The organism is Uliginosibacterium silvisoli, assembly GCF_036017035.1.
Lineage (GTDB): Bacteria > Pseudomonadota > Gammaproteobacteria > Burkholderiales > Rhodocyclaceae > Viridibacterium > Viridibacterium silvisoli.
The window spans coordinates 1,516,014-1,538,223 of record NZ_JAYXHS010000001.1 but is presented as its reverse complement, the minus strand read 5'-3'; the positions used below and the strand labels follow the sequence as shown (position 1 = coordinate 1,538,223).

Sequence of the window (22,210 nt, the reverse complement as noted above, 5' to 3'; positions counted from 1 at the left end):
ATGGAACACATTGACGTATTGATCTTGCCCCTACGCGGTTTCCTGACAGCCGTGGGTGATTTCCTGCCACGCCTGGGCGTCGCCATGGTGGTGCTGCTTGTCGGCTGGCTCATCGCCAAGGCTTTCCGCTTCAGCATCGTCAAGACGCTGCGGGCAGTGAACTTCCACGTGCTGACCGAACGTGCCGGCATCGACAACTTCCTGCAACAGGGCGGCACCGGCAAGGACACGGTCGAGTGGGTCGGCCTCCTCGGTTATGGCTGCGTGCTGCTGGCCTCCCTCATCGTCGCATTCAACAGCATGGGGCTCACCCAGGTCACCGACCTGCTCAGCCGCGTCATGCTGTTCGTGCCGCATGTGCTGGTGGCACTGCTGGTCGTCGTCTTCGGCGGCTACTTCGCACGCTTCATCGCAACGGCCGTGCAACGCTATTTCCAGGCCGCCGGCATCAGCGATGCAGAGATCCTGGGGCGCATCGTGCGCTATGCCGTGATGACCTTCGTCGTCCTGCTGGCCGTCGATCAACTCAATATCGGCGGCGGCCTGATCCAGCAGACCTTCCTGATCCTGCTGGCAGGCGTCGTGCTCGCACTGGCACTGGCCTTTGGCCTGGGCGCGCGCGGCCGGGCCGCCGAGTTGCTCGATCGCTGGTTCCCGCACGACACCACTGACAGCAAGCGTTGACGCATGCCGCACGGGCCAGCCCCTGTCAGGGCTGGCCCGCCCTGCGTCCACGCCCGGCGCTCGCGCGCACTTTCCGTCAGTAACCCGCCCAGGAAGAAGTCGTATGAAACGCATGCACGAAATGCCATTTGGCGCCCAGCCCACCGCCAGCGGCGGCGCGCGCTTTCGCCTGTGGGCGCCCGGTGCGAGCCAGGTCAGCCTGATCCTGCACACCGCCGAGCGGGAGCACGCCCCCTATCCCATGCTGGCCGCCGACGGTGGCTGGTTCGAGCTGGAACTCGCGCAGCTCAGCACGCCTGCGGACTACTCGTTTGACATTGACGGCAAGCTGCAAGTCCCCGATCCGGCATCGCGCAGCAATGCTCGCGTACACGGCCCAAGCACACTGACCCGGCCAACCGGGTTCGACTGGCCGGATGACGACTGGCGCGGCCGCCCCTGGCACGAGGCCGTGATCTACGAACTGCATATCGGCTGCTTCACCCCGGCAGGTACTTTCCTGTCGGCCATCGAGCGCCTCGACGATCTGGTCGCGCTGGGCATCACCGCCATCGAGTTGATGCCCGTGGCAGACTTTCCCGGCCAACGCGGCTGGGGCTACGACGGTGTGCTGCAATATGCGCCCAAGGCGGCGTACGGCACGCCCGACGAACTGAAGCAACTCGTCGCCGCCGCACATGCGCGTGGCCTGATGGTGCTGCTTGACGTGGTCTACAACCACTTCGGTCCGGACGGTAATTACCTCTACGTGTCCGCCCCCGAATTCTTCAATCCGCAGGTGCCAACCCCCTGGGGCGCAGCCATCAATCTCGATGGCCCGCACAGCCGCACGATACGGGACTTCTTCATCCACAACGCACGCTACTGGATCGACGAATTCCACCTCGACGGCCTGCGCATCGACGCTGTACACGCCATGCACGATGCGAGCGCGCAGCACTTCATCGACGAACTCTCCGACGCGTTGCGCGCCGATAAGACGCGGCCGTGGCCAGTGCACGTCGTGCTCGAGAACGACATCAACGACGCGCAACGCCTGGCCCGCGATGCGAGCGGCGCCCCCCTGCATGCCAACGCACAATGGAATGACGATGTGCACCACGCCGTGCACGTCATCGCCACGGGCGAGACGGATGGCTACTACGTGGACTACGCCACCGACCCCGTCGGCCAGCTCGGCCGTGCACTGGCGGAAGGCTTCGCTTTCCAGGGCGAGCCTTCACTTTTTCGTGCCGGAGAGTTGCGTGGCACATCGTCCGCCCACCTGCCGCCCCTTGCCTTCGTCAATTCGCTGCAGACCCATGACCAGGTCGGTAACCGCGCGCTGGGCGAGCGCATCGCGACCCTGGCGGAGAACACCGGACGCGTGGACGCACTCCGCGCCCTCACCGCCTGCGTGCTGCTGGCGCCCTCGCCGCCCATGCTGTTCATGGGCGAAGAGTGGGGGGCGAGTACGCCCTTTCTCTACTTCTGCGATTTCGACGGCCCGCTCGCAGCGGCCATCACCGCAGGCCGCCGCGAAGAGTTCAGCCAGTTCGCGCGCTTCAAGGATGCGCGCGTGCGCGCACGCATTCCCGACCCGAATGCAGAGGCCACCTTCCTGCAGAGCAAGCTGGACTGGAGCGAACGCGCGCACAAGCCTCATGCCGACTGGCTGGCCTTCTACAGCGGCCTGCTGCGCTGCCGGCATTCATTCCTGCTGCCCTGGCTGGCTGGCGCGCAAAGTGGTACGGCAGCACAACCCGCACCGGGCACCTTGAGCCTGAGCTGGCCGCTTGCGGAGGGCCATCGCTGGCACATGCGTGCGCAACTGGCGGCATTCGACACGCCCCTCCATCTGATCGGCGAGTTACCGGGCAAGCAGGTCTACCACAGTCACCCTGCAACCTCCCATGCAGCCTCCAGCCTGCCCGCGTGGGCCGTACAGGTGTCGATCGAGTATCCATGAGCAACGGCAGCCGCGCAGCACAGCTCCAGCAGGCGAAGGTGCCGCTCGCCACCTATCGCGTGCAGTTGCACAGCCAGTTCCACTTCACGGATGCCATGGACATCGTGCCCTACCTCGCGGGGCTGGGCATCACCCATCTCTATATCTCTCCGCCGCTGCGCGCGCGTGCGGGGAGCCAGCACGGTTACGACGTGGTCGATCACGGCACGCTCAACCCGGAGCTTGGCACGCGCGAGGATTTCGACCGCCTCGTCGCCTGCCTGCACGCCCATCAGATGGGCCTGCTCATCGACATCGTGCCGAACCACATGGGCGTGCTCAGCGACGACAACGCCTGGTGGCTCGACATCCTGGAGAACGGTGCCGCCTCGGCCTATGCCGGCTTCTTCGATATCGACTGGCGCTCCGCCGACCCGGCCCTGACCGGCAAGGTGCTGTTGCCCATCCTCGGCGACCAGTACGGCATCGTTCTCGAGCGCGGTGAGTTGCAACTGGGTTTCGACGCCGCGCACGGCAGTTTCTCCGTGCACTATTACGCGCATCGCCTGCCGATTGATCCGCTGTGCTACGGCGCGCTGCTGCGTGAGGCAGCGCGCCAGTTCAACACCTTTTCCGGCGATGCAGCGCAGGACGTGTTGATGCGGCTTGCCACGCAGTTCGAACAGCTCCCGCATCACACCACGGCCGATTCGAGCGAGCGGCTGCGACGCCAGACCGACAAGACCCACCTGAAGGCCGCGCTTGCGACCGCGCTGCGCGAACAACCCGCACTCGCCGGCGCCATCGACAGGATGCTTGGCCAGATCAACGGCACGCCCGGCGAGCGCAAAAGCTTTGACCGCCTCAGCAACCTGATCGACGCTCAAGCCTACCGCCTCGCTTACTGGCGCATCGCTTCCGACGAGATCAACTATCGGCGCTTCTTCGACGTCAACGAGCTGGCCGCATTGCGCATGGAGCGTGACGAGGTATTCGAGGCGACCCACAAACTGGTGCTCGACCTGCTGGCCTGCGGCGCGGTTGACGGCCTGCGCGTCGACCATCCGGATGGCATGGCCGACCCGGCGGGCTACTTTGCCCGCCTGCAGCAGCGCTACGCCGAAGTCTGCGGACTGCCCGCACCGGCCCCCGCCAGCGCGGGGCGGCCGCCCGACATGCCGCTCTACGTGGTCGCGGAGAAGATCGTCGCGCTGTCCGAGGAAGTGCCGGCTGAATGGGCCGTGCACGGCACCACCGGCTACCGCTTTGCGAATCTCATCAATGGCCTGCTGCTCGATGGCGATGCGAAGAACCGCCTCGATCGTGCATGGCGGGCCTTCGTGCGCGACGAGGCCGAGGACTTCGAAACCCTCGCACGCCAATGCAAGCACGTCGTCATGGACAGCAGCCTGGCAGGCGAGCTGACCCTGCTCAGCGTGAACCTGCTGCGGCTTGCCCGCGAGGACAGGCGTACGCGCGACTTCACGTTCAACTCGTTGCGTCAGGCGCTGTCCGAAGTCGTCGCCTCCTTCCCGGTCTATCGCACCTACATCGTCGACACGCCCAGCCGCCAGGACAGGAAATTCATCAACTGGGCCATCGGCAGTGCGCGCCGACGCAGCGTGGCGGGCGATGCCAGCGCCTTCGACTTCCTGCACCGCGTGCTGCTCGGCGCGCCACCGGCGGGTGCGTCGCCGGGGCTCGGCGAGCGCTACCGTGCCTTCGCACGGCGCCTGCAGCAGTACACGGCGCCTGTCACGGCCAAGGGCGTCGAAGACACTGCCCTGTACCGCCACCACCGCCTGGTGTCGGTCAACGACGTCGGCGGCGATCCCGATGTGTTCGGCATTTCGGTGGCGAACTTCCACGCGGTGGTGCTCGATCGCTCGCTCAAACTCCCCCACACCATGCTTGCCACTTCCACGCACGACGCCAAACGCGTGGAAGATGTGCGCATGCGCATCAATGTCATCAGCGAGATGCCCGCCGCCTGGCGGCTCGGTGTGCGTCGCTGGAGCCGCATGAACCGCAGCCACAAGCGCATCGTGAATGGCCAGCGCGCGCCGACACGCAACGATGAATACCTGCTCTACCAGCTCATCGTCGGCAGCCTGCCTGCAGGCGAGCTGAGCGACGATGAACTGCTGGCCTACGCCCGACGCATCGAACAGGCCATGCTGAAATCGGCGCGCGAGTCCAAGATCATCACCAGCTGGATGAGCCCCAACCCCTTGTACGAGGCGGCCCTGACATCCTTCGTCCACATCCTGCTGCAAGCCCGCGACAGCAACCTGTTCCTCAGCGACATCCGGCGCAGTACGTCTGTATTTGCATGGCATGGCGCCATGAACAGCCTGTCGCTGGCTGTCGTCAAGACCCTCTCGCCAGGCGTACCCGACTTCTACCAGGGGCACGAGGCCATGGAGTTCTCATTGGTCGATCCGGACAATCGCCGGCCGGTCGACTATGACCTGCGACGCGGCATGCTGGCCGAAGCGCAGACCATCGCAGCACTGCCCGATCAATCAGCGGCCTTGCAGGCCCTGCTGAGGGAAGCGCAGGACGGGCGCGCAAAGTTCTGGACCGTCTGGCGCAGCCTGCAACTGCGGCGCGAACATGCCGACATGCTGCGCCACTCGCGCTATGTCGCACTGGAAGTGCGCGGCCAGTATGCCCGCAATGTCATCGCCTTTGCCCGTCACACCGACACGCAGTGGTTGATCGTCGTGGCGACACGCCTGAGCGCCTCGCTCGGTGTGCCGGCCGGCGAAGCCCCCGTGGGCAGCATCTGGGGCGACACGCACATCATCCTGCCGGCGGCAATGCAGCTGGTCGATACCATCAGCGGCCAGCGCCATGCGTGCGCTTCCGACTCCACCGCAGGCAACCTGCTGCTGGCCGAGGTGCTGCGGCATTTTCCGGTCGCCGCATTGTCTGGCAGCATTGAGCCATTCGGCACGGACACGTGAGCTCATGACGCGACCTGACAAGACAGCGATGGCGCAGATCGAGGCCTGCACACAGGCCTCGCTGACATTGCTGGAGCAGAACCTCACGCCGCACGGCATTCTCGCCGCCAGCCCCACGGCGGCCGCCGTCGCACGCCGCTACACGCGCATCTTCGGTCGCGATGCCGCAATCTGCGTGATGGCGATGTGCGGCAGCGGCAGCGCGCCGCTCGAGCAGGGCGCCGTCGCCAGTCTCGACGCGCTGGCCGCACAGCAGGCCGGCAACGGTCAGATTCCGAAATACGTGGCCCCCGAAGGTCAGGATGCCGACTTCTGGTATCTGGGATGCATAGATGCCACGCTGTGGTGGCTGATCGCCGTCGATCATGTGCGCCGGCACGGCAGCGTCGGCCCCACGCATTGGGCGGAACAGGTCGAACGTGCCATCCACTGGCTGCTGGCGCAGGAGCACCAGCACTTCCGCCTGCTGCAGCAGAACGAGGCCAGCGACTGGGCCGACATCATGCCGCGCTCGGGCTATGTGCTCTACACGAATGCGCTGTGGTACGACGTGAAGCGCCGCTTCGCCTTGGCAGATGCGGACACCACCCTGCATCACTTCAACCACCTGTTCAATCCGGTACAGGAAGATCTGCCCGAGTATCACCGCGCGCGCTTGCTGAGCCACTACGCCCGCCGTGGCCGCCAGGACCCCGGCCTCTACCTCAGCTTCGTCAATCTCGCCGTCGCTGGCTACGAGGGCGACGTCTTCGGCAATGTGCTGGCCGTGCTGTGTGGCCTCGCCGATGACAGCACCGCACAGGGCATTGCAGACAGCATCATCGCCGCAGGGGCCAGCGAGCCATACCCGGTGCGCGTCGTGCTGCACCCCCTGTCGCGCCAGCATGAGCTATGGCGACCTTACATGGGGCGACATCAACAGAACGATGTGCACCAGTACCACAACGGCGGCATCTGGCCCTTCGTCGGCGGTTTCTGGGTCATGGCGCTCACGCGCTGCGGTCTGCATGAACTGGCCTGGCGCGAGCTCGCCAGCCTCGCGCACGTCAATGCACGCGATGACTGGCGCTTCACCGAGTGGTTTCATGGCAAGACGTTGGCAGCGATGGGCATGGCGGGGCAGAGCTGGAATGCGGCGACCTTCCTGCTCGCCGTGCGCGCCCTGCAAGGCAATAGCGCAGCCTGGTAAGCCTGGACGCAAGTCGATCTGAACGGATGTTGACGCAGGACAAACCACTATATGTAGTGCATTTTCCGGCGCAAAACCCCGTATATAGTTGTTGAAGCCCGGCGCGGCGGCATTTATCAGCGCCGTGCACGGCCACCGACAACACTTACATGGGGAGACAACATGCTCGACGTCCTGAAACGCGATGGCACCACGGCGACCTTCGACATCCTCAAGGTCGCGGTGGCGTGCCAGAAGGCCGCCACGGCCGCCTGCGTCGCGAACCCGGGGGCGATCGCCCTGAGCGTTGCTGCCGAAGTGGAAGGGCGCTGCAGGAAGTACCCGAGCGAAGTCCTCGACATCCCGACCATCCAGGGCTACGTCGAGGATGCGCTGATGCGCAGCTACCCGGAGGTCGCACGGCTGTATATCGAGTACCGCCACGACCGCGACAGCATCCGCGTCAAGGGCTCGGCCCTGCATGCGCAGCTCATGGGCCTGGTCGACAAGACCGATGACGAGGTCGTCACCGAGAACGCCAACAAGGATGCCAATGTCTTCCCCGTGATGCGTGACCTGATGGCCGGCATCGTGTCACGGCAGTTCGCCAGCAACTTCCTGTCGAAGGATGTGCTGCAGGCGCATCTGGACGGCGACCTGCACTACCACGATCTCGACTACTCGCCCTTCCTGCCCTTCACCAACTGCTGCCTCGTCGACCTGCGCGGCATGCTCGACCACGGCTTTCACCTCGGCAATGCCGGCATCGAAAGTCCGCGCTCCATCGGCGTGGCCTGCGCCGTCACCTCGCAGATCATTGCGCAGGTCGCCAGCCACCAATATGGCGGCACGACGATTCCGGATATCGATCGCACGCTGGCCCCCTATGTGCAGAAGAGCTACGAGAAGAACCTCGACATCGCCCGCCAGTACGCCATTTCCGATGCGGAGCGCTATGCGCGTGAGCGCACGGAGAAGGAAACCTACGATGGCATCCAGGCTTGCGAATACGAGATCAACACGCTGTTCAGCTCCAACGGCCAGCAACCCTTCGTGACCTTCTCGTTCGGCATGGGGCGCAGCTGGCAGGAGCGCACGATACAGAAAGCCATCCTGCGGGTACGCCTGAAGGGCATGGGCAAGGAAGGCATCACGCCGGTTTTCCCCAAGCTGGTGTACTTCATCGAGGACGGCCTGAACCTCAAGCCAGAGGACCCGAACTACGACGTCAAGCAGCTGGCGCTCGAATGCGCGTCGAAGCGCATGTACCCGGACATCATTTCGGCGAAACTCAATCGCGCACTGACCGGCTCCTCCGAACCGGTATCGCCGATGGGTTGCCGCAGTTTCCTGCCGGCATGGCGGAATGATGCGGGGCAGGAGGTGCTTGCCGGCCGCAACAATCTCGGCGTGGTGAGCGTCAACCTGCCGCGCATCGCCATCGAGGCTGCGCGCGACGAAACCCGTTTCTTCACCATCCTCGACGAACGCCTGCAGCTCGCACGCAAGGCACTGATGAGCCGCATCGAACGCCTGGCGGGTGTGAAGGCGAACATTGCCCCCATCCTCTACACCGAAGGCGCATTCGGCATGCGCCTCAAGCCGGACGACGAGATCCTCGACCTGTTCCGCAACGGCCGCGCGTCCATCTCGCTCGGTTACATCGGCCTGCACGAGATCGGCCTGCTGATGTCCGGTGGCGAGCATCCTTTCGACAGCGAGGCAGTGCAGCACTTCCTGCGCAAGGTGGTCGCCCATCTGGCGCAGACGACCAGACAATGGAAGGAAGAATCGGGCTGGGGCTTCTCGCTGTACTCGACGCCCAGCGAATCCCTGTGCCACCGCTTCTGCAAGCTCGATGCAGCACGCTACGGCGAGCTGCCCGGCGTCACCGACAAGGGCTACTACACCAACTCTTTCCATCTCGACGTGGCGCGCAAGGTCACGCCCTTCGAGAAGATCCAGTTCGAGGCGGGCTTCGCGCAATCGGCTTCAGGCGGACACATCACCTACGTCGAGTTGCCCAATATGCGCCACAACCTCAAGGCGCTGGAACGCATCTGGGATCACGCCGTCGAGCACGTCCCCTACTTCGGCACCAACACGCCAGTCGACTCCTGCGGCAAATGCGGCTTCATGGGTGAGGCCTGCGCCACTGCACAAGGCTTCACCTGCCCGGATTGTGGCAACCATGACGGCGCCAGCCTGTCAGTGACGCGGCGCGTCTGCGGCTACCTCGGCAGCCCGAACGCGCGGCCCTTCAACGCGGGCAAGCAGAAGGAGGTCATGCGGCGCGTCAAGCATCTGGCGGGACAGGCATGAACTACGACCGCTACTACACCTGCGACGTGGTCAATGGCGAAGGCCTGCGCGTCACCCTGTTCGTTACCGGCTGCGCGCATGCCTGCCCGGGCTGCTACAACACCTCGTGCTGGAACCGGCTCACCGGCCAGCCATTCACGCCCGAGATACGCGACAGGCTGCTCGATCTATGCGAGGGGCATCACGGCCTGAGCCTCAGCGGCGGCGACCCGCTGTTGCCCGCCAACCGCGATGCCATTGCCGACCTCTGCCGGCGCTTCAAGCAGCGCTACCCGGACAAGGACATCTGGATGTGGACCGGCTACCTGCACGAGGAAGTGCGACACCTCGCCTTGCTGCGCGATGTGGACGTACTGATCGATGGGCGTTACGAGCAGGACAAGCCCACCTCCCAGCCCTGGCGCGGCTCGGACAACCAGCGGCTGATTCGTCTGGCGCCGCAGGCAGTCACGCCACATCCCGCTTGAACCGGGCTCCAGGGCCCTCCGCTGTAGGTCGGAAAAGCGCAGCGCCTTCCGACATCGAGCGCCAGGAAACGCGAGTAGCTCGTCACGCCATCAAGGTGTCGGAAGGCGCTTTGCTTTTCCGACCTGCGTGCTGGCGCCTTGAGTCAGCCGGCAGATGCCATGCATATGGCCTACTGCGCCTCGCGCGCCGTCAGGTCCTTCTCCATGAATACCTCGGCGATCTGGTTGTCATTGTATTTGGGGATCTCATGGAAGCCGTGCTTGCGAAACACGAGCAAGGCAACTTCAGATTTCCTCATCGTATCCAGCCGCAGTTTGACGAGCCGGTTTCCGACGGCAACATCAATCGCATGGGTGATCAATCTGTTGCCCCAGCCGCGCCCCTGAAAATCAGGGTGAACGAAGTAGCGCTTGATCTCCCCGATGCGCTCGTGCCTGTGAGGAATCCTTAGCCCGACGCTGGCAACGATGGCTTTGGCATCCTCCACGACCCAGAACCCCAGGCCATTCTCCTGGTAGGTCTCTTTCACGCTCAGGATGTCTGGTGGCAGCTTGGCCGGATCGAATCGATAGCCACGGCTCTCCTGCATGACCTTCAGGAAGGCTTCAAGCCTGTCCTGGTGTTCCGGCCTGAACGAAGTCAATTCCACGCGCGCTCCTTCGCAGGTAGCCATACGCATCCAGCACCAGGCCGGACGCTCATCCCGCCATGCCGACTTCCGCCTCGTAGCCGGCGCTCTCGCAGTCGGTATAGATATCCGGCTTGCGCACCCAGACGCGCGCCCCCGTCACGCCGTCCAACCGCGCACAGAGCGCGAGAATCTCGTGGCAGAGGGTTTCCTGCAGATTGAAGTGACGTCCCGCCACCAGGGTCGTGATCGACTTGTGCATCTGGTCGTAGTCGACCGTGGCCTGCACATCGTCAGGAATGCCATTCACGAGCGGCGGCAAGCGCAGCTCGACATCGATCAGCACCCGCTGCGGGCGCAGCTTCTCGATCTCGTAGAAACCGATGGAAACAGACAGGCTGAGCTTGCGGATGCTGAGACGGCGATTGAAGAATTCCATGGCGAGGCAGCTTTCCGGGAGTTGCGTGAAATAGAGACCCGACGTTCCGGCAGTGGAAAACGGCAGGCATGCCAGTCTACCGGGCAATTGTGCCGGCATGGGTCCGAGGCCAGCGACGGGTCTGGCCCCAAGCCTGCTAATTCATCACTGGATTAGTAGACTTTGCCAGGACGGCGCAGCGGAGCGCCCCAGGGAATGAATGCCAATGTCGTTGATCGACGGCAGCGGACTCGGGTTCAAGCGAGAAAATGTCTCCGACCAAATTGTCGAAGATTCTTACAATCTCTCGTTCCGCCTGCACGCACGCCTGTGAGATCAGACGCTTGGCGCGTGGCATGCACTCTGCTTAACGCACCGGGAGCGCATTGCTCGTATCCACACGCAGGAATTTGAATAATGAAACTACCTCGGATTGTTCTGGCATTCGCAGCGGCGATGCTCATGGCCACTCAGGCATCGGCTACCGTTCTGACCGAAGACTTTGAAGCCCCCTTCCCCGCATGGCAGTCAGGATGGCTCGGCACGAACTCCAATCTTCAAAACTACTACACCATTGCCAGTGACCGCGGCAACAACCCGGATGGTTTGTGGATCGCCGATGGCCTCAACAACGGGACCATCTCCGAGATCACGTTCAACACGTCTTTCGGCAGCAGCATCACGGCATTCTCGATCGATGTGACCACGTTTGTTCAGGGAGGAAGTGGGGCGCTGTTCGAAGCATTCGATATGCTCAACCAGACAATCTTCAGTACCGCCATTACTGTGCTCGAGGGCGCCTTCTCCGATCCGGGCGTGTACCAGACCATCGCCTTCACCTCTGTCAACGGTGTTTCAGGCTTCAGGATTTCCAACGGAAACATCGAGGGCAACACCTCCATCGACAACGTGGTGGTCACGCTTGGCAGCAACGACGTGCCTGAGCCAGCTACGCTGGCCTTGCTGGCGGCTGGTCTGGTCGGTATCGGACTGTCGCGGAAATCCAGACAGGCCTGATCGGGCGCTGTCCCACGCAGAGAATGGCGCATCCCGGGATGCGCCATTTTCATTTCCGGGCCCGCCATTGCCTGACTACCGGCCTAGCCGCGTCACGCCACCGCACTGCGCAGCAGCTTCGCCGCCGCCACCATGTTCCGCAACGCCGGCAGCACCTCACCCCACTGCCGTGTCTTCAAGCCGCAATCCGGATTGACCCACAAGCGCTCCGCCGGAATGCGCTCCGCCGCCTTCTGCATGAGCTGCACGATGTGCGCCTCACTCGGGATGTTGGGCGAGTGGATGTCGTACACGCCCGGACCGATCTCATTTGGGTAGTTGAAGTGGTCGAAGGCGTCGAGCAGTTCCATGTCGGAACGCGAGGTTTCGATGGTGATGACGTCCGCATCCATATCGGCAATCGAGGCGATGATGTCGTTGAACTCGGAGTAGCACATATGGGTGTGGATCTGTGTTTCGTCTTCAACGCCGTTGGCGGTTATGCGGAAGGATTCGACCGACCAGGACAGGTATTCCTTCCACTGGCTCTTGCGCAGCGGCAGGCCCTCGCGCAGCGCGGCTTCGTCGATCTGGATGACGCGGATGCCGGCGCGTTCGAGGTCGAGCACTTCCTCGCGGATAGCCAGTGCGAGCTGCTGGCACGAGACTGATCGTGGCTGGTCGTCACGCACGAAGGACCAGTTGAGTATCGTCACCGGGCCGGTGAGCATGCCTTTCATGGGCTTCGGTGTCAGCGAGGCGGCGTACTTGATCCAGTCGATAGTCATGGCTTTCGGGCGGCTGATGTCACCGAACAGGATGGGCGGTTTCACGCAGCGCGAGCCGTAGGACTGCACCCAGCCGAACTGGCTGAAGGCGTAGCCGTCGAGTTGTTCGCCGAAGTATTCGACCATGTCGTTGCGCTCGGCTTCTCCGTGCACGAACACGTCGAGCCCCAGCGCTTCCTGCTCGCGCACACTGCGTTCGATTTCGGCGCGCATTGCCGTCTGATAGCCCGGCTCGTCGAGTCGACCAGCCTTGTACTCGCTGCGCGCATGGCGGATCTCGGCAGTCTGCGGGAAGGATCCGATGGTGGTGGTCGGAAAGGCTGGCAGCTTCAGCAAGGCGGCCTGTTTGACAGCGCGTTGCGCATAGGCGCTCTTGCGCTGACCGAGTTGCGCATCGAGCTGCGCGATGGCGGCCTTCACAGCGGGGTTGTGCACCCGTGGCGAGTTGCGACGTGCCTCGATGGCAGCGCGGTTCTCCGCCAGCCTGGCTTTGACCGCATCGCGGCCGACGCGCAGGGCCGCCGCGAGCACTTGCAGCTCCTGCAGCTTCTGTTGCGCAAAGGCGAGCCAGGAGCGGATCTCCGCATCCAGCTTCTGTTCGCTGTCGAGATCCACCGGCACATGCAGCAGGGAGCACGACGGGGCGATCCACAGGCGTTCGCCGAGACGTTCATGCACGGGCTCCAGCCAGTCGAGCACTTCGCCGAGATCGGTCTTCCAGATGTTGCGGCCATTGATCACGCCCAGCGACAACACCTTGTGCGCGGCGAGGTAGTTGAGCACGGGCAGGACTTCACTGCGTGCGTTGACCGCATCGAGGTGGAGACCTGCGACCGGCAACCTGCTGGCAAGCTGCAGGTTATCGCGCAGGGGGCCGAAGTAAGTCGCCAACAGCAGCTTCACGCGGCTGCTCTTGAGCGCGTGATAGGCCTCGGTAAAGGCGTGCTGCCAGTGCTCGTCGAGTTCCGTCACCAGCGCTGGTTCGTCGATCTGCACCCACTCCGCGCCTTGCTCGGCGAGTACGTTCAGCAGCTCGGCATAAACCGTCAGCAGGCGGGGCAGCAGTGACAACCTGTCGGCACCATCCTTGGCCTTGCCAAGCCACAAGTAGGTCACGGGGCCGATGATCACGGGCTTGGCCTGGACGCCGAGCGCCTTCGCCTCGGCAAGCTGCGCGACGAGACGCGAGGCATCGAGCCTGAACTGCGTGTCGGCGGAGAACTCGGGGACGATGTAGTGGTAGTTGGTATCGAACCATTTGGTCATTTCGCCTGCGGCCACGCCGCCGCAGCAGTGCGCGTGCGCCTCGACGCTTTCGGCCGAGCGACCGCGTGCGACGCGGAAGTAGTTGTCGAGCGTGTCGCCGTGAAAATCGCGTACGCGTTGCGGCAGGTTGCCGAGGGTGAAGCTCATGTCGAGCACCTGGTCATAGAACGCGAAGTCACCGACCGGTGCGAAGTCCAGCGCGGCCTGTTCCTGCCAGTGGCGCTTGCGCAACTCGGCGCCGAACGCCTTGAGCTCATCGCGCGAGGACAGCCCTTTCCAGTACGACTCGAGTGCAAATTTCAGTTCGCGCTTTGCGCCGATGCGCGGAAAGCCGAGGTTGTGTGTGATGGCCATGTCCGATCCTTGTTGCCTGCGATTGCCTGTGGAATGAGCCGGCAACGCATGCGCGGGCCGGCAGACAGGCAATGGTCGGAGTGCGACAAATATTATTCAAACGATAAGTTTTGTGGATTAACATGAAATGAATTCATGAACGGGTTTCGATGAGCGATGCCCCGCCAATCACAAAGGCCAATAGATGCAATCCCTCCTCGAACTGCGCCATCTGAAGACCCTGCAAGCCCTGCGCGACGCCGGCAGTCTCGTGCGGGCCGCGCAGCTGCTCAACCTCACGCAATCGGCCCTGTCGCACCAGCTGAAGGTGCTGGAAGACCAGTACGGCACGCCGCTGTTCGAACGCAAGTCGCTGCCCCTGCGCTTCACGGCGCCGGGCGAACGCTTGCTGACGCTGGCTGGCCAGGTGCTGCCCGCCGTGGATGCGGCCGAGCGCGACATCAGTCGGCAGGTGCAGGGCGTCACCGGCAGCCTGCGCATCGCAGTGGAATGTCATACCTGCTTCGACTGGCTGATGCCGGCCATGGACATCTTCCGGCCGCGCTGGCCGGAGGTGGAACTGGATATCGTCTCCGGCTTCCATGCCGACCCGGTCGGGCTGATCCACCAGAGCCGCGCCGACCTCGCCATCGTCTCCGAATATGACGCCAGCGAGAGCGTCGACTTCCACCCGCTGTTCCAGTACGAGATCGTCGCCATCGTCGCCAACGACAGCCCGCTCGCCAGCCGCAGTTTCGTGGCCGCGCAGGACTTCGCAGACCAGACGCTGATCAGCTACCCGGTGCCCGACGAGATGCTGGACATCATGCGCCAGGTGCTCACACCGGCCGGCATCAAGCCCGCACGCCGCAGCACCGAGCTGACGGTGGCCATGCTGCAGCTCGTTGCCAGCGGTCGTGGTATCGCCGCATTGCCATTGTGGGCAGTCCAGAACTATCTTGAACGCAAGTACGTGAGTGCCGTGAAGATCAACGCACAGGGCTTGTTCGGCAAGCTGTACGCCACCTGCAGCGCGGAGACTTCGCAACGCCCCTACCTGGCGGACTTCGTCAGCATGACGCGTGAGAGCTGTTTCCTCACCTTGCCGGGCATCACCTTGCTATGACAATGACGCTGGAGACCGCATGAAAATCGCTGCCGACGAAGTCATCCACCTCCTGCACCATGCCGACCAGGCCACGCTCGCCACACAGTCGCTGCAGATGCCCGGCTACCCGTATGCCAGCGTCGTGCCCTGCATCCTCGACGAGGCGCACTGCCCGATCCTCCTGATCAGCGCGCTGGCCGAGCACACCAAGAACGTGCTGGCCGACCCACGTACCAGCCTGTCCGTCGTGCAGGCCGATGCAGACAATGTGCAGGCAGCGGCTCGCGTCAGCATCCAGGGCGACTGCGAACGCTTCGAACCCTCGGCAGAGCTGGTCGCGCGCTACCTGCGTTACCTGCCCGAAGCGGAGGACTACCTTGCGCTGGACTTCATGTTCTTCCGCATGCAAGCGGCAAGGCTGCGTTTCATCAGCGGGCCTGGCCGCATGGGCTGGCTGGAAAGCGATGACTGGCGCAGCGTGCACGCCTTGTCAGCAGCAGACGAAATCGCCCTGCTGAGCGCCTTGCAAACGACCTTGCCCGACAATGTCCAGCTGCTCGGTGCAGACCGCTACGGTATCGATTGCACGGTGAGCGGGCTGCGCGTGCGCCAGGCCTTTGGCGCTGTCGCCACCTCCATTGCCGCACTCGATACACTCGCCACGCAGGCGCTGGTCGCCCTGACGACGTAAGCGGGTAATCAGCTGATCGCGGCCAGCAAGGCTTGCCGCAACAGGATCAGCTGCCGGCAATAACTGCCAGAACAGGCAAGCGCGTCGCCGTGAAACTGCGGCCAGCAGGCGGGCAAGGCAATGGCACAGCTTTTGCAAACTCCTGCGCAAGCTTCCGCAGGACACTCGCCATGAAAATCGACACGCGCTTCGACACAGCCGCCACCACCCTCTCCACCAGCAACGCCACCGACGCGACCCTTAGCGGCTTCCAGTCGCTGCTCGCGACGGCCCGCCAGCAACTCGACGAAGCCATCTCCACGGCGACCGACAACGGCCTCACAGGCAGTACCGCACGCAAGACAAGCAAGACAGAAGACGCCAATGCCGCTGCGGTGAAGGAGCTACGCGACTACCTCAACAAGACGCCGGAGCAGCGCATGCGCGAGGCGATTCTCAAGGAAATGGGTCTGACGGAAGAAGACGTCGCGAAGATGCCGCCCGAAGAACGCACGGCGGTTGAAGCGGCGATCGCAGACAAGGTGAGGGAGCGCCTGCTGGCCCAGGCGCAAGAGCACGTGAATGCGGCCAGCGGCCAGTTGCCGCTGTCCATGCTCTGATCACACACCGACCCGCTGCGCGACCCGAAACCCGGCGCCTGCGCAGGCCTTAACCCGCGGCAACCGGGCTGCTTGCCATGCGCGCCAGCACTTCGCGGAAGCGCTGGGCCTCCAGCGCACGCGGGTGCGTCGCGTGGCTTTCGCATACACGGGCGAAATATCCATCTGCCCGCGCATCGTCACGCAGGTCCTCGCAGAGAATGCGCCCGCTGAGGAACAACGCCTCTGGCAACAGGAAGCTGCGCGCCCATTTCTGCTCGAAACCCGCCAGCAACATCATGGCCAGCTTGGGTTGCCGCTCGCCACGCGCGATCTCGGCCATCGCCAGTATCTGCTCAGCCTGCTCAGGCAGATACAGCGGCTGGCGCTCCATGGTCCGGCGCAGCACCTCCAGCGCGTTGTGCTTCTTGCCCTGGCGTAACAGCAGCGGCAGCAAGCGATTGGTCTGGCCAACCAGGCGATCGTCCTTGCCCGCCAGATGCAGGAGCTTGTGATAGCGCTCCTGTGCCGGCACGTTCTCGGCGTCGAGGCGCTGCGCTTCGTAGGCGATGTCCAAAGCCTGCTCGATCTTGCCGGCTCCGATCAGCTCGGCAATGCGTTTCGCATCCGGGTCGAGCTCGGCCTGGCTGACGCCGCGGCGCGTGGCGTCCGGCACTTCGTCGACTTCCAGCCCCAGCTTGGCGTGGTACTGGTAGGTCGCATAGCCGAGCAGGTTGAACGCAATCAGCGTGAAGTACATGGCGACCGCACTGATCAGGAAGAGCGTTGCAGCAAAGCGCGGCTTGAGGCGCTGCAGATCGGCCATGAATGCATTCATCATCTCGCCGGCCTCGTCCGCATCTGCCTGCGACGAAATGGCCTGCATCGCGACCTGGATCTCTTCCCAGCGCGCGATGAGCGGCTTGAGCACAGCACCGAGCAACTGCGCGCTCAGAAAGCCCTGCGCCGTGGACAGCGAAAAGAGGAAGACGCACAACAGGAGGTAAGGCTTGCCGATGGCGGACATCACGCTCAGCGAGGCCAGCGGGTTGAGGCCGGCGAACAGGCTGCGGCTGACCACCAGCACGATGACTGCAGCAGGCGTGATCAGCGACACCAGTATGTTGGCCCCGATGGCCACCGTGCCGCCGAACATCACCCCCAGTACCGCAACGAGCAGCCCTGCCACGATGAACAGCGCAAAAATCTTGAATGGCATGTACGCCAGGGAGTCGTCGGGGTACTGCGAGTAATGGCGCGGTGCCAGATGCCCCAGCGAGGTCTCGGACAGCACGCGGCTGCCGAAGCGCAGAAAGCCGATCCAGGCCAGCACGCTGAGACCCAGGATGGCGATGACGATCATCGCAGGCGTCTTCGCAAACACGCCAATCGCCGTCAGGGCGCTGAACAGGGCCACGCGCCCCAGCATGGACAGGTGCAAGGGAAACAGGAAAAACAACGGGACGCGATTCCAGAACGGCACGATGGCGCGCTCGCCCGCGTGCAGGGTGCTTGAACTCATTTCGACTCCGTGACAGAAGGAACGCGGGCAAGCCCCAGGGCAGGGCATGCAGGCGTGGCTGATTATGCCGCCCTCACGCCACGGCAGCGATCACCCTGCCCGTGAAGCCGTGCATGCGCTCAACCACAAGATCATGAACGGGCTCACGCGGGTGACGCCGCTTGTCATCAGCGCCTTTATCGGTCTGCGCGTCGGCTCAGAAGGCCAGCTTCGTGCCGATGGTCAGCAACTTGGCGCGCGAGCTGCCGGTCTGCACGGCGTAAGAAGCATCGATGAAGAACCGATCCTCCTTCACCACCCAGCGCGCGGCGACCCCCACCCAGGCGGGATCGTGATCATTGCCATAGGTCTCGGCCGCCAGATCCACCGGACCGATGGCACCGGTGCGCTCGGCTGCCACCGCCCAGGTGGTTGCATTCGTAGCTGCGAGACGCGAGCGCGCCCAGCCCAGGTTGGCGTGAAACAGCCATTGCTGGACGGGCACGGTGACCACGCCATTGATCGCGGCATTGTCGTAGCGGAAGCTTTCGCCGGGTGCGCGCGTGCGGTCGACGCTGTAGGCAATGGCGATGCCATACGCATCGTCCGTCAGCTCCTTGAGACCCGTCTTGCCAACCAGGGCAAATGCGCCGCTGCTCTTGGTTGCATCGAAATCGGCGTTGTATTGACGCGAATAATCGACACCAAGGCCAAGCTGCGTATTGAAGCCGATACCCACACTGGGTTGCAGGTGAAAGCCAGTCAGCTTTGGTGTCTCGGGCTCCGTCTGGCGGTGGTAATAGGCCTCGAGCTCGACCCCGCCCTTCTCTATGAATCCGGCATCTTCGGTGGTTAGCGGACGGCCTGCAAAGACGGGGGTGCTCAGCAGCATGAACAAGGCGCTATATGTTCTGATTTTCATTTGGCTGTTCCGTAAACGAAGCGACTCCTGCTTAACGGCAGGAGTCGACGGGCACTTGAAGCCGGCCAGAATAGACCGGGCAGCCAAGGCCGCGCTTGCGTTTTCTCAGGAATGCTTCGGAAAAATCAGGGAATGTACTGATCCAGCGGCGGTGCGTCAGCCAGGCGTCGTGATCGTCAACCAGGGCAGCGCCATCGACCTGTCGCGCATGAAGCGCTGGATGTGATCTTCCAGCACGTAGTGCATGCGGCCGATCTCCTTCTCGTCCGCGCCTTCGATGCGGATGTGCAGGGTCTTCGCCTCGGCCTCGGCGGTGAAGATGCACAGGCCGGGCTGGAAGTCGACGCGGCCGATATGCTCGTCGAATTCTGCGGGCACCTTGTGGCGGAAGTGCTTGCACAGCTTCAGGATCATGCGCCCCGGCAGTTCGGTGGCGATGCGGGCTTCCTGAACGATCATGTTGATAGGTCTCCTGGATTGGTTCGTGACAGCGCGCGGTCGACCAGCACGATGGTGCTGCCGTTCGAACATTGCTCGACGCGCCCTTCTATTCCATATGCATCCGACAGCACCTGCGCATTCATTGCCTCGTGCGGACTGCCATCGGCAATCACCCGCCCGCCGGCCAGGACGACGACGTGATCGCAGAAGCGCAAGGCGAGGTTGAGGTCGTGGATCGCCAGCAAGGCGATGGCGCCCGTCTCGTGGGTCAGCGCACGCACCACGTCGAAGACCTCGAGCTGCCAGCGTGGGTCGAGCGCACTGGTCGGCTCGTCGAGCAGCATCAGGCGCGGCTGGCGCACAACGAGCTGCGCGAGGCCTACCATCTGACGTTGGCCGCCGGAAAGCTCGCTGAGCTTGCGCACTGCCAGCGCGGCCAGACCCAATCGCTTGAAGACGAGCTCCAGCTGCGCTTCGGTCTCGGCCTGCGACAGCTCCGGCCGCGTCGCCCGGCTGGCGGCCATCACCGCTTCCCACGCGTACAAAGAACCACCTGAAGGCAGCGACTGCGGCATGTAGCCGATCATGCGTTTGCGCGTGCTTGCATCCAGCCCGAGCAGATCGATGCCGTCGAGCTCGGCCTTGCCGGCCATGGCGGGCAGCTGGCCCGCCAAGGTGCGCAACAGCGTTGACTTGCCCGAGGCATTGGCACCGACGAGGGCCACCACGCTGCCAGGGTTGATGGTCGCCAGGCTCACGTCGCCCAGCACGGCGCGGCGGCGATAACCCGCGCCGAGGCCCTTTACTTCCAGTCCCCAGCTCACAGGCTGCGCCTCTGCACGAGGATCAGGCCGATGAAGAGCGGCACTCCCACCAGCGCGGTGACGATACCCACCGGCAACACGAGGCCGGGCACCACGCTCTTGCTGGCGATGGATGACAAGGACAACACCACTGCGCCCGCCAGTGCCGCGCCCGGCAGATAGAAACGGTGATCCTCACCGAGTGCGAGTCGCGCGAGATGCGGCGCGACGAGACCGATGAAGCCGATGGCGCCGACGAAGGCCACCGCCACCGCCGCCAGCAGGCTGGCGCGCAACAGGGTCACGAGGCGCAGACGCTCGACGGGGATGCCCAGCGCGCGCGCCTGCTCCTCACCGGCACACAGCGCCGTCATCGCCCAGGCACTCCGCAACGACCAGGGCAGGCAGATGGCGACTACCACGCCGATGATGGCGAGCTTGTTCCAGTCGGCACGCGCCAGCGAGCCCATCGACCAGAAAACGATCTGCTGCAGGGAGCCCGCTTCGGCCACGAACTCGACGACCGACACCAGCGCGTTGATGGCGAATGACAATGCAATTCCGAACAGCACGATCGCGCCCGACGAACCTCCGAAAGCACGTGCCAGCGCCTGCACCAGCAGCGAACAGGCTGCGGCGAAGATGAACGCACCCAGCGTCACCGCATAGTTGCCACCAATTCCCGCGGCGGCGATCTTCTGGTCGAACACCACGACCAGCGCCGCACCGAGCGTCGCCGCGGCCGTCACGCCCAGCGTCATCGGGCTGGCCAGCGGATTGCCCAATGCCGTCTGCATCTCTGCACCGGCCAGACCGAGTGCGGCACCGACGAGGACAGCCATCAAGGCGTACGGCAAGCGGATGTCCCACAGGATCACGCGCTGGCCATCGTCCAGCGCGGCCGGATCGAACAGGCCGGCAATGATCTGTTTCACAGGCAGGCCGGCAGGCCCGTTGGCAATGTCGTAGAGCAGTGAAGCGACAAGCACGGCGGCCAGCACCAGCAACACCAGTACGCGCCTGGCGCGGATGCTGGCATAGGCCGAAGCCAGCGAAGCCGTGGCCGGCAGGGTGAGCGCATCACTCAAGGTGCGGACACCCAATAAGTGCCATCCAGCGGCAGGGGCTGGAAGCGCTTGTACAGCGTGGCTTGCGTAGCAGCGGGATCGAGCGCCGCGAAACGCTCGGGATGGAACCACTTGGCGAAGACCTGCACCGCCACGACGTTGAGCGGTGAATCGTAGAAGTGGTGCCAGATGGCATGCGCATTGCCCGACTTCACCGCCTTGAGGCTGGCGATGCCGTTGCGCTTGAGCGAACTGGCCAGCGACTGTTGCGCGGCCGCTGCATTGACGCCAGCCCCCATCAGGATGCGCTTCGAGCCCGCGCCGGCGACGCTGTTGCCGATGGCCGTTGCAACGTAGATGTCGGGCTGCTGGCTGAGCAGATACTCGAGATTCACCACGCCGACCTGGCCTGGCACCAGCGCACGCGACATATTGTCGCCACCCGCTGCATCGAGGAAGCGCCCCATCATGCCGTTCACCATGGTCTCGCAGCATTCCTCACGCAGACCCACGCGGCTCTCGAGGAAGACCCGCGGCTTCTTCGTCACGCCCTTGAGCCCGTCCGTCACGCGCGCCAGCTCGGTGCGGTAGAAATCGGTGAAAGCCTGCGCTTCCTTGTCGCGCCCCAGCACCTGTCCCAGCACCTTCATGCTGCGCTCGGTATGGGCCAGCGGGTCCTTGCGGAAATCGATGAACACGACGGCGATGCCTGCGGCCTGCAGTTTCGAGATGACATCCGTATTGGCGGGCGACGGGCCATGCCCTTCGAGGCCGAAGATCGCCACCTGCGGCTTGAGCGAGATGGCCTTCTCGACGCTGAAACTGTCGCTCGAGGTCTGGCCAACCAGCGGCAGTTTTTCCAGAGCGGGGAAACTCTTGCGGTACTGCGCGTAGCCGTCGGGATCGAGCATGGAGAACTCACCCATGGTGCCGACGAGGCGCTTGGTCAGCTCCGCGCCTTCGAGCAGGCCCAGCGCCACGAGGAAACGCCCTTCCCCCAGCACGATGCGCTCGACCTTGTCGGGCACCTGCACGGTGCGCTCGGCAAGGTCGGTAACACTACGCGCCGTTGCCGCGAAGGGGACGAGGCACAGAAGCGCCGTGGCAATCAATCTATATGACATATGAGCTA

The 22,210-nt window shown here is 63.9% G+C and carries 19 protein-coding genes; 10 read left to right on the top strand and 9 right to left on the bottom strand.

What is annotated here, in order from left to right:
• The 6 genes from VVD49_RS07015 (at position 1) to nrdG (ending at position 9,537) form a co-directional block, all read left to right on the top strand.
• Positions 1 to 684, top strand: a complete 684-nt coding sequence (locus VVD49_RS07015; RefSeq protein WP_327598424.1) for a mechanosensitive ion channel family protein — start codon at positions 1 to 3, stop codon at positions 682 to 684.
• A 103-nt stretch (positions 685 to 787) separates the two neighbouring features.
• The gene (gene treZ, locus VVD49_RS07010) at positions 788 to 2,632 is read left to right on the top strand and encodes a malto-oligosyltrehalose trehalohydrolase (RefSeq protein ID WP_327598423.1); all 1,845 of its coding nucleotides are present in this window, start codon (positions 788 to 790) and stop codon (positions 2,630 to 2,632) included.
• Complete coding sequence (treY, locus tag VVD49_RS07005) at positions 2,629 to 5,580, top strand: malto-oligosyltrehalose synthase (protein WP_327598422.1); 2,952 nt, start codon at positions 2,629 to 2,631, stop codon at positions 5,578 to 5,580. Before treZ ends, treY begins: the two co-directional genes overlap by 4 nt.
• Positions 5,581 to 5,584: 4 nt before the next feature.
• Positions 5,585 to 6,769: an amylo-alpha-1,6-glucosidase gene (locus tag VVD49_RS07000; RefSeq protein ID WP_327598421.1), complete on the top strand. Its 1,185-nt coding sequence runs from the start codon at positions 5,585 to 5,587 to the stop codon at positions 6,767 to 6,769.
• A gap of 162 nt (positions 6,770 to 6,931) precedes the next feature.
• On the top strand, positions 6,932 to 9,070 hold the full coding sequence (gene nrdD / locus VVD49_RS06995; protein ID WP_327598420.1) for an anaerobic ribonucleoside-triphosphate reductase: 2,139 nt from the start codon (positions 6,932 to 6,934) through the stop codon (positions 9,068 to 9,070).
• Positions 9,067 to 9,537, top strand: a complete 471-nt coding sequence (nrdG, locus tag VVD49_RS06990) for an anaerobic ribonucleoside-triphosphate reductase activating protein (RefSeq protein WP_327598419.1) — start codon at positions 9,067 to 9,069, stop codon at positions 9,535 to 9,537. Before nrdD ends, nrdG begins: the two co-directional genes overlap by 4 nt.
• Before the next feature lie 170 nt (positions 9,538 to 9,707).
• Here the strand turns inward: nrdG and VVD49_RS06985 are convergent, their stop codons facing one another.
• Positions 9,708 to 10,187, bottom strand: coding sequence for a GNAT family N-acetyltransferase (locus VVD49_RS06985; RefSeq protein WP_327598418.1), 480 nt, complete (start codon positions 10,185 to 10,187; stop codon positions 9,708 to 9,710).
• A 49-nt stretch (positions 10,188 to 10,236) separates the two neighbouring features.
• Positions 10,237 to 10,605 (bottom strand): dihydroneopterin aldolase, encoded by a 369-nt coding sequence (locus VVD49_RS06980; RefSeq protein WP_327598417.1) that lies wholly within the window; start codon positions 10,603 to 10,605, stop codon positions 10,237 to 10,239.
• Between the two features lie 396 nt (positions 10,606 to 11,001).
• On the opposite strand from VVD49_RS06980, the gene VVD49_RS06975 reads away from it, so the two are divergent.
• Positions 11,002 to 11,601 carry a PEP-CTERM sorting domain-containing protein gene (locus VVD49_RS06975; RefSeq protein WP_327598416.1) on the top strand — a complete coding sequence of 200 codons (600 nt, stop codon included), beginning with the start codon at positions 11,002 to 11,004 and terminating at the stop codon, positions 11,599 to 11,601.
• 92 nt (positions 11,602 to 11,693) lie between these two features.
• Here the strand turns inward: VVD49_RS06975 and metE are convergent, their stop codons facing one another.
• The gene (metE, locus tag VVD49_RS06970) at positions 11,694 to 13,988 is read right to left on the bottom strand and encodes a 5-methyltetrahydropteroyltriglutamate--homocysteine S-methyltransferase (protein ID WP_327598415.1); all 2,295 of its coding nucleotides are present in this window, start codon (positions 13,986 to 13,988) and stop codon (positions 11,694 to 11,696) included.
• A 184-nt stretch (positions 13,989 to 14,172) separates the two neighbouring features.
• On the opposite strand from metE, the gene VVD49_RS06965 reads away from it, so the two are divergent.
• The 3 genes from VVD49_RS06965 to VVD49_RS06955 all read left to right on the top strand — a co-directional run bounded on the left by VVD49_RS06965 (position 14,173) and on the right by VVD49_RS06955 (position 16,365).
• On the top strand, positions 14,173 to 15,093 hold the full coding sequence (locus VVD49_RS06965; RefSeq protein WP_327598414.1) for a LysR family transcriptional regulator: 921 nt from the start codon (positions 14,173 to 14,175) through the stop codon (positions 15,091 to 15,093).
• 19 nt (positions 15,094 to 15,112) lie between these two features.
• Positions 15,113 to 15,766, top strand: coding sequence for a HugZ family pyridoxamine 5'-phosphate oxidase (locus VVD49_RS06960; RefSeq protein WP_327598413.1), 654 nt, complete (start codon positions 15,113 to 15,115; stop codon positions 15,764 to 15,766).
• Between the two features lie 170 nt (positions 15,767 to 15,936).
• Positions 15,937 to 16,365, top strand: a complete 429-nt coding sequence (locus VVD49_RS06955; protein ID WP_327598412.1) for a hypothetical protein — start codon at positions 15,937 to 15,939, stop codon at positions 16,363 to 16,365.
• A 49-nt stretch (positions 16,366 to 16,414) separates the two neighbouring features.
• Here the strand turns inward: VVD49_RS06955 and VVD49_RS06950 are convergent, their stop codons facing one another.
• The 6 genes from VVD49_RS06950 to VVD49_RS06925 all read right to left on the bottom strand — a co-directional run bounded on the left by VVD49_RS06950 (position 16,415) and on the right by VVD49_RS06925 (position 22,202).
• Positions 16,415 to 17,866, bottom strand: a complete 1,452-nt coding sequence (locus VVD49_RS06950) for a tetratricopeptide repeat protein (RefSeq protein WP_327598411.1) — start codon at positions 17,864 to 17,866, stop codon at positions 16,415 to 16,417.
• A gap of 196 nt (positions 17,867 to 18,062) precedes the next feature.
• The gene (locus tag VVD49_RS06945) at positions 18,063 to 18,767 is read right to left on the bottom strand and encodes a hypothetical protein (protein ID WP_327598410.1); all 705 of its coding nucleotides are present in this window, start codon (positions 18,765 to 18,767) and stop codon (positions 18,063 to 18,065) included.
• A 156-nt stretch (positions 18,768 to 18,923) separates the two neighbouring features.
• Positions 18,924 to 19,226 carry a DUF2218 domain-containing protein gene (locus VVD49_RS06940; protein WP_327598409.1) on the bottom strand — a complete coding sequence of 101 codons (303 nt, stop codon included), beginning with the start codon at positions 19,224 to 19,226 and terminating at the stop codon, positions 18,924 to 18,926.
• Entirely contained in the window at positions 19,223 to 20,032 is an 810-nt protein-coding gene (locus VVD49_RS06935; protein ID WP_327598408.1) for an ABC transporter ATP-binding protein, read from the bottom strand. The genes VVD49_RS06940 and VVD49_RS06935 overlap by 4 nt, the downstream gene beginning before the upstream one ends.
• Positions 20,029 to 21,114, bottom strand: a complete 1,086-nt coding sequence (locus VVD49_RS06930) for a FecCD family ABC transporter permease (RefSeq protein WP_327598407.1) — start codon at positions 21,112 to 21,114, stop codon at positions 20,029 to 20,031. Before VVD49_RS06930 ends, VVD49_RS06935 begins: the two co-directional genes overlap by 4 nt.
• Positions 21,096 to 22,202, bottom strand: a complete 1,107-nt coding sequence (locus tag VVD49_RS06925) for an ABC transporter substrate-binding protein (RefSeq protein ID WP_327598406.1) — start codon at positions 22,200 to 22,202, stop codon at positions 21,096 to 21,098. The genes VVD49_RS06930 and VVD49_RS06925 overlap by 19 nt, the downstream gene beginning before the upstream one ends.
• Positions 22,203 to 22,210 lie beyond the last annotated feature (8 nt).

Excerpts from the sequence above, each read along its gene's own strand:
- VVD49_RS07000 (WP_327598421.1), top strand. The coding sequence starts at position 5,585 with ATGACGCGACCTGACAAGACAGCGATGGCGCAGATCGAGGCCTGCACA.
- metE (WP_327598415.1), bottom strand. The coding sequence starts at position 13,988 with ATGGCCATCACACACAACCTCGGCTTTCCGCGCATCGGCGCAAAGCGC.
- VVD49_RS06975 (WP_327598416.1), top strand. The coding sequence starts at position 11,002 with ATGAAACTACCTCGGATTGTTCTGGCATTCGCAGCGGCGATGCTCATG.
- VVD49_RS06980 (WP_327598417.1), bottom strand. The coding sequence starts at position 10,605 with ATGGAATTCTTCAATCGCCGTCTCAGCATCCGCAAGCTCAGCCTGTCT.
- treZ (WP_327598423.1), top strand. The coding sequence starts at position 788 with ATGAAACGCATGCACGAAATGCCATTTGGCGCCCAGCCCACCGCCAGC.
- VVD49_RS06945 (WP_327598410.1), bottom strand. The coding sequence starts at position 18,767 with ATGAAAATCAGAACATATAGCGCCTTGTTCATGCTGCTGAGCACCCCC.
- VVD49_RS06940 (WP_327598409.1), bottom strand. The coding sequence starts at position 19,226 with ATGATCGTTCAGGAAGCCCGCATCGCCACCGAACTGCCGGGGCGCATG.
- VVD49_RS06950 (WP_327598411.1), bottom strand. The coding sequence starts at position 17,866 with ATGAGTTCAAGCACCCTGCACGCGGGCGAGCGCGCCATCGTGCCGTTC.
- VVD49_RS07015 (WP_327598424.1), top strand. The coding sequence starts at position 1 with ATGGAACACATTGACGTATTGATCTTGCCCCTACGCGGTTTCCTGACA.
- VVD49_RS06960 (WP_327598413.1), top strand. The coding sequence starts at position 15,113 with ATGAAAATCGCTGCCGACGAAGTCATCCACCTCCTGCACCATGCCGAC.
- treY (WP_327598422.1), top strand. The coding sequence starts at position 2,629 with ATGAGCAACGGCAGCCGCGCAGCACAGCTCCAGCAGGCGAAGGTGCCG.
- nrdG (WP_327598419.1), top strand. The coding sequence starts at position 9,067 with ATGAACTACGACCGCTACTACACCTGCGACGTGGTCAATGGCGAAGGC.
- VVD49_RS06965 (WP_327598414.1), top strand. The coding sequence starts at position 14,173 with ATGCAATCCCTCCTCGAACTGCGCCATCTGAAGACCCTGCAAGCCCTG.
- VVD49_RS06925 (WP_327598406.1), bottom strand. The coding sequence starts at position 22,202 with ATGTCATATAGATTGATTGCCACGGCGCTTCTGTGCCTCGTCCCCTTC.
- nrdD (WP_327598420.1), top strand. The coding sequence starts at position 6,932 with ATGCTCGACGTCCTGAAACGCGATGGCACCACGGCGACCTTCGACATC.
- VVD49_RS06955 (WP_327598412.1), top strand. The coding sequence starts at position 15,937 with ATGAAAATCGACACGCGCTTCGACACAGCCGCCACCACCCTCTCCACC.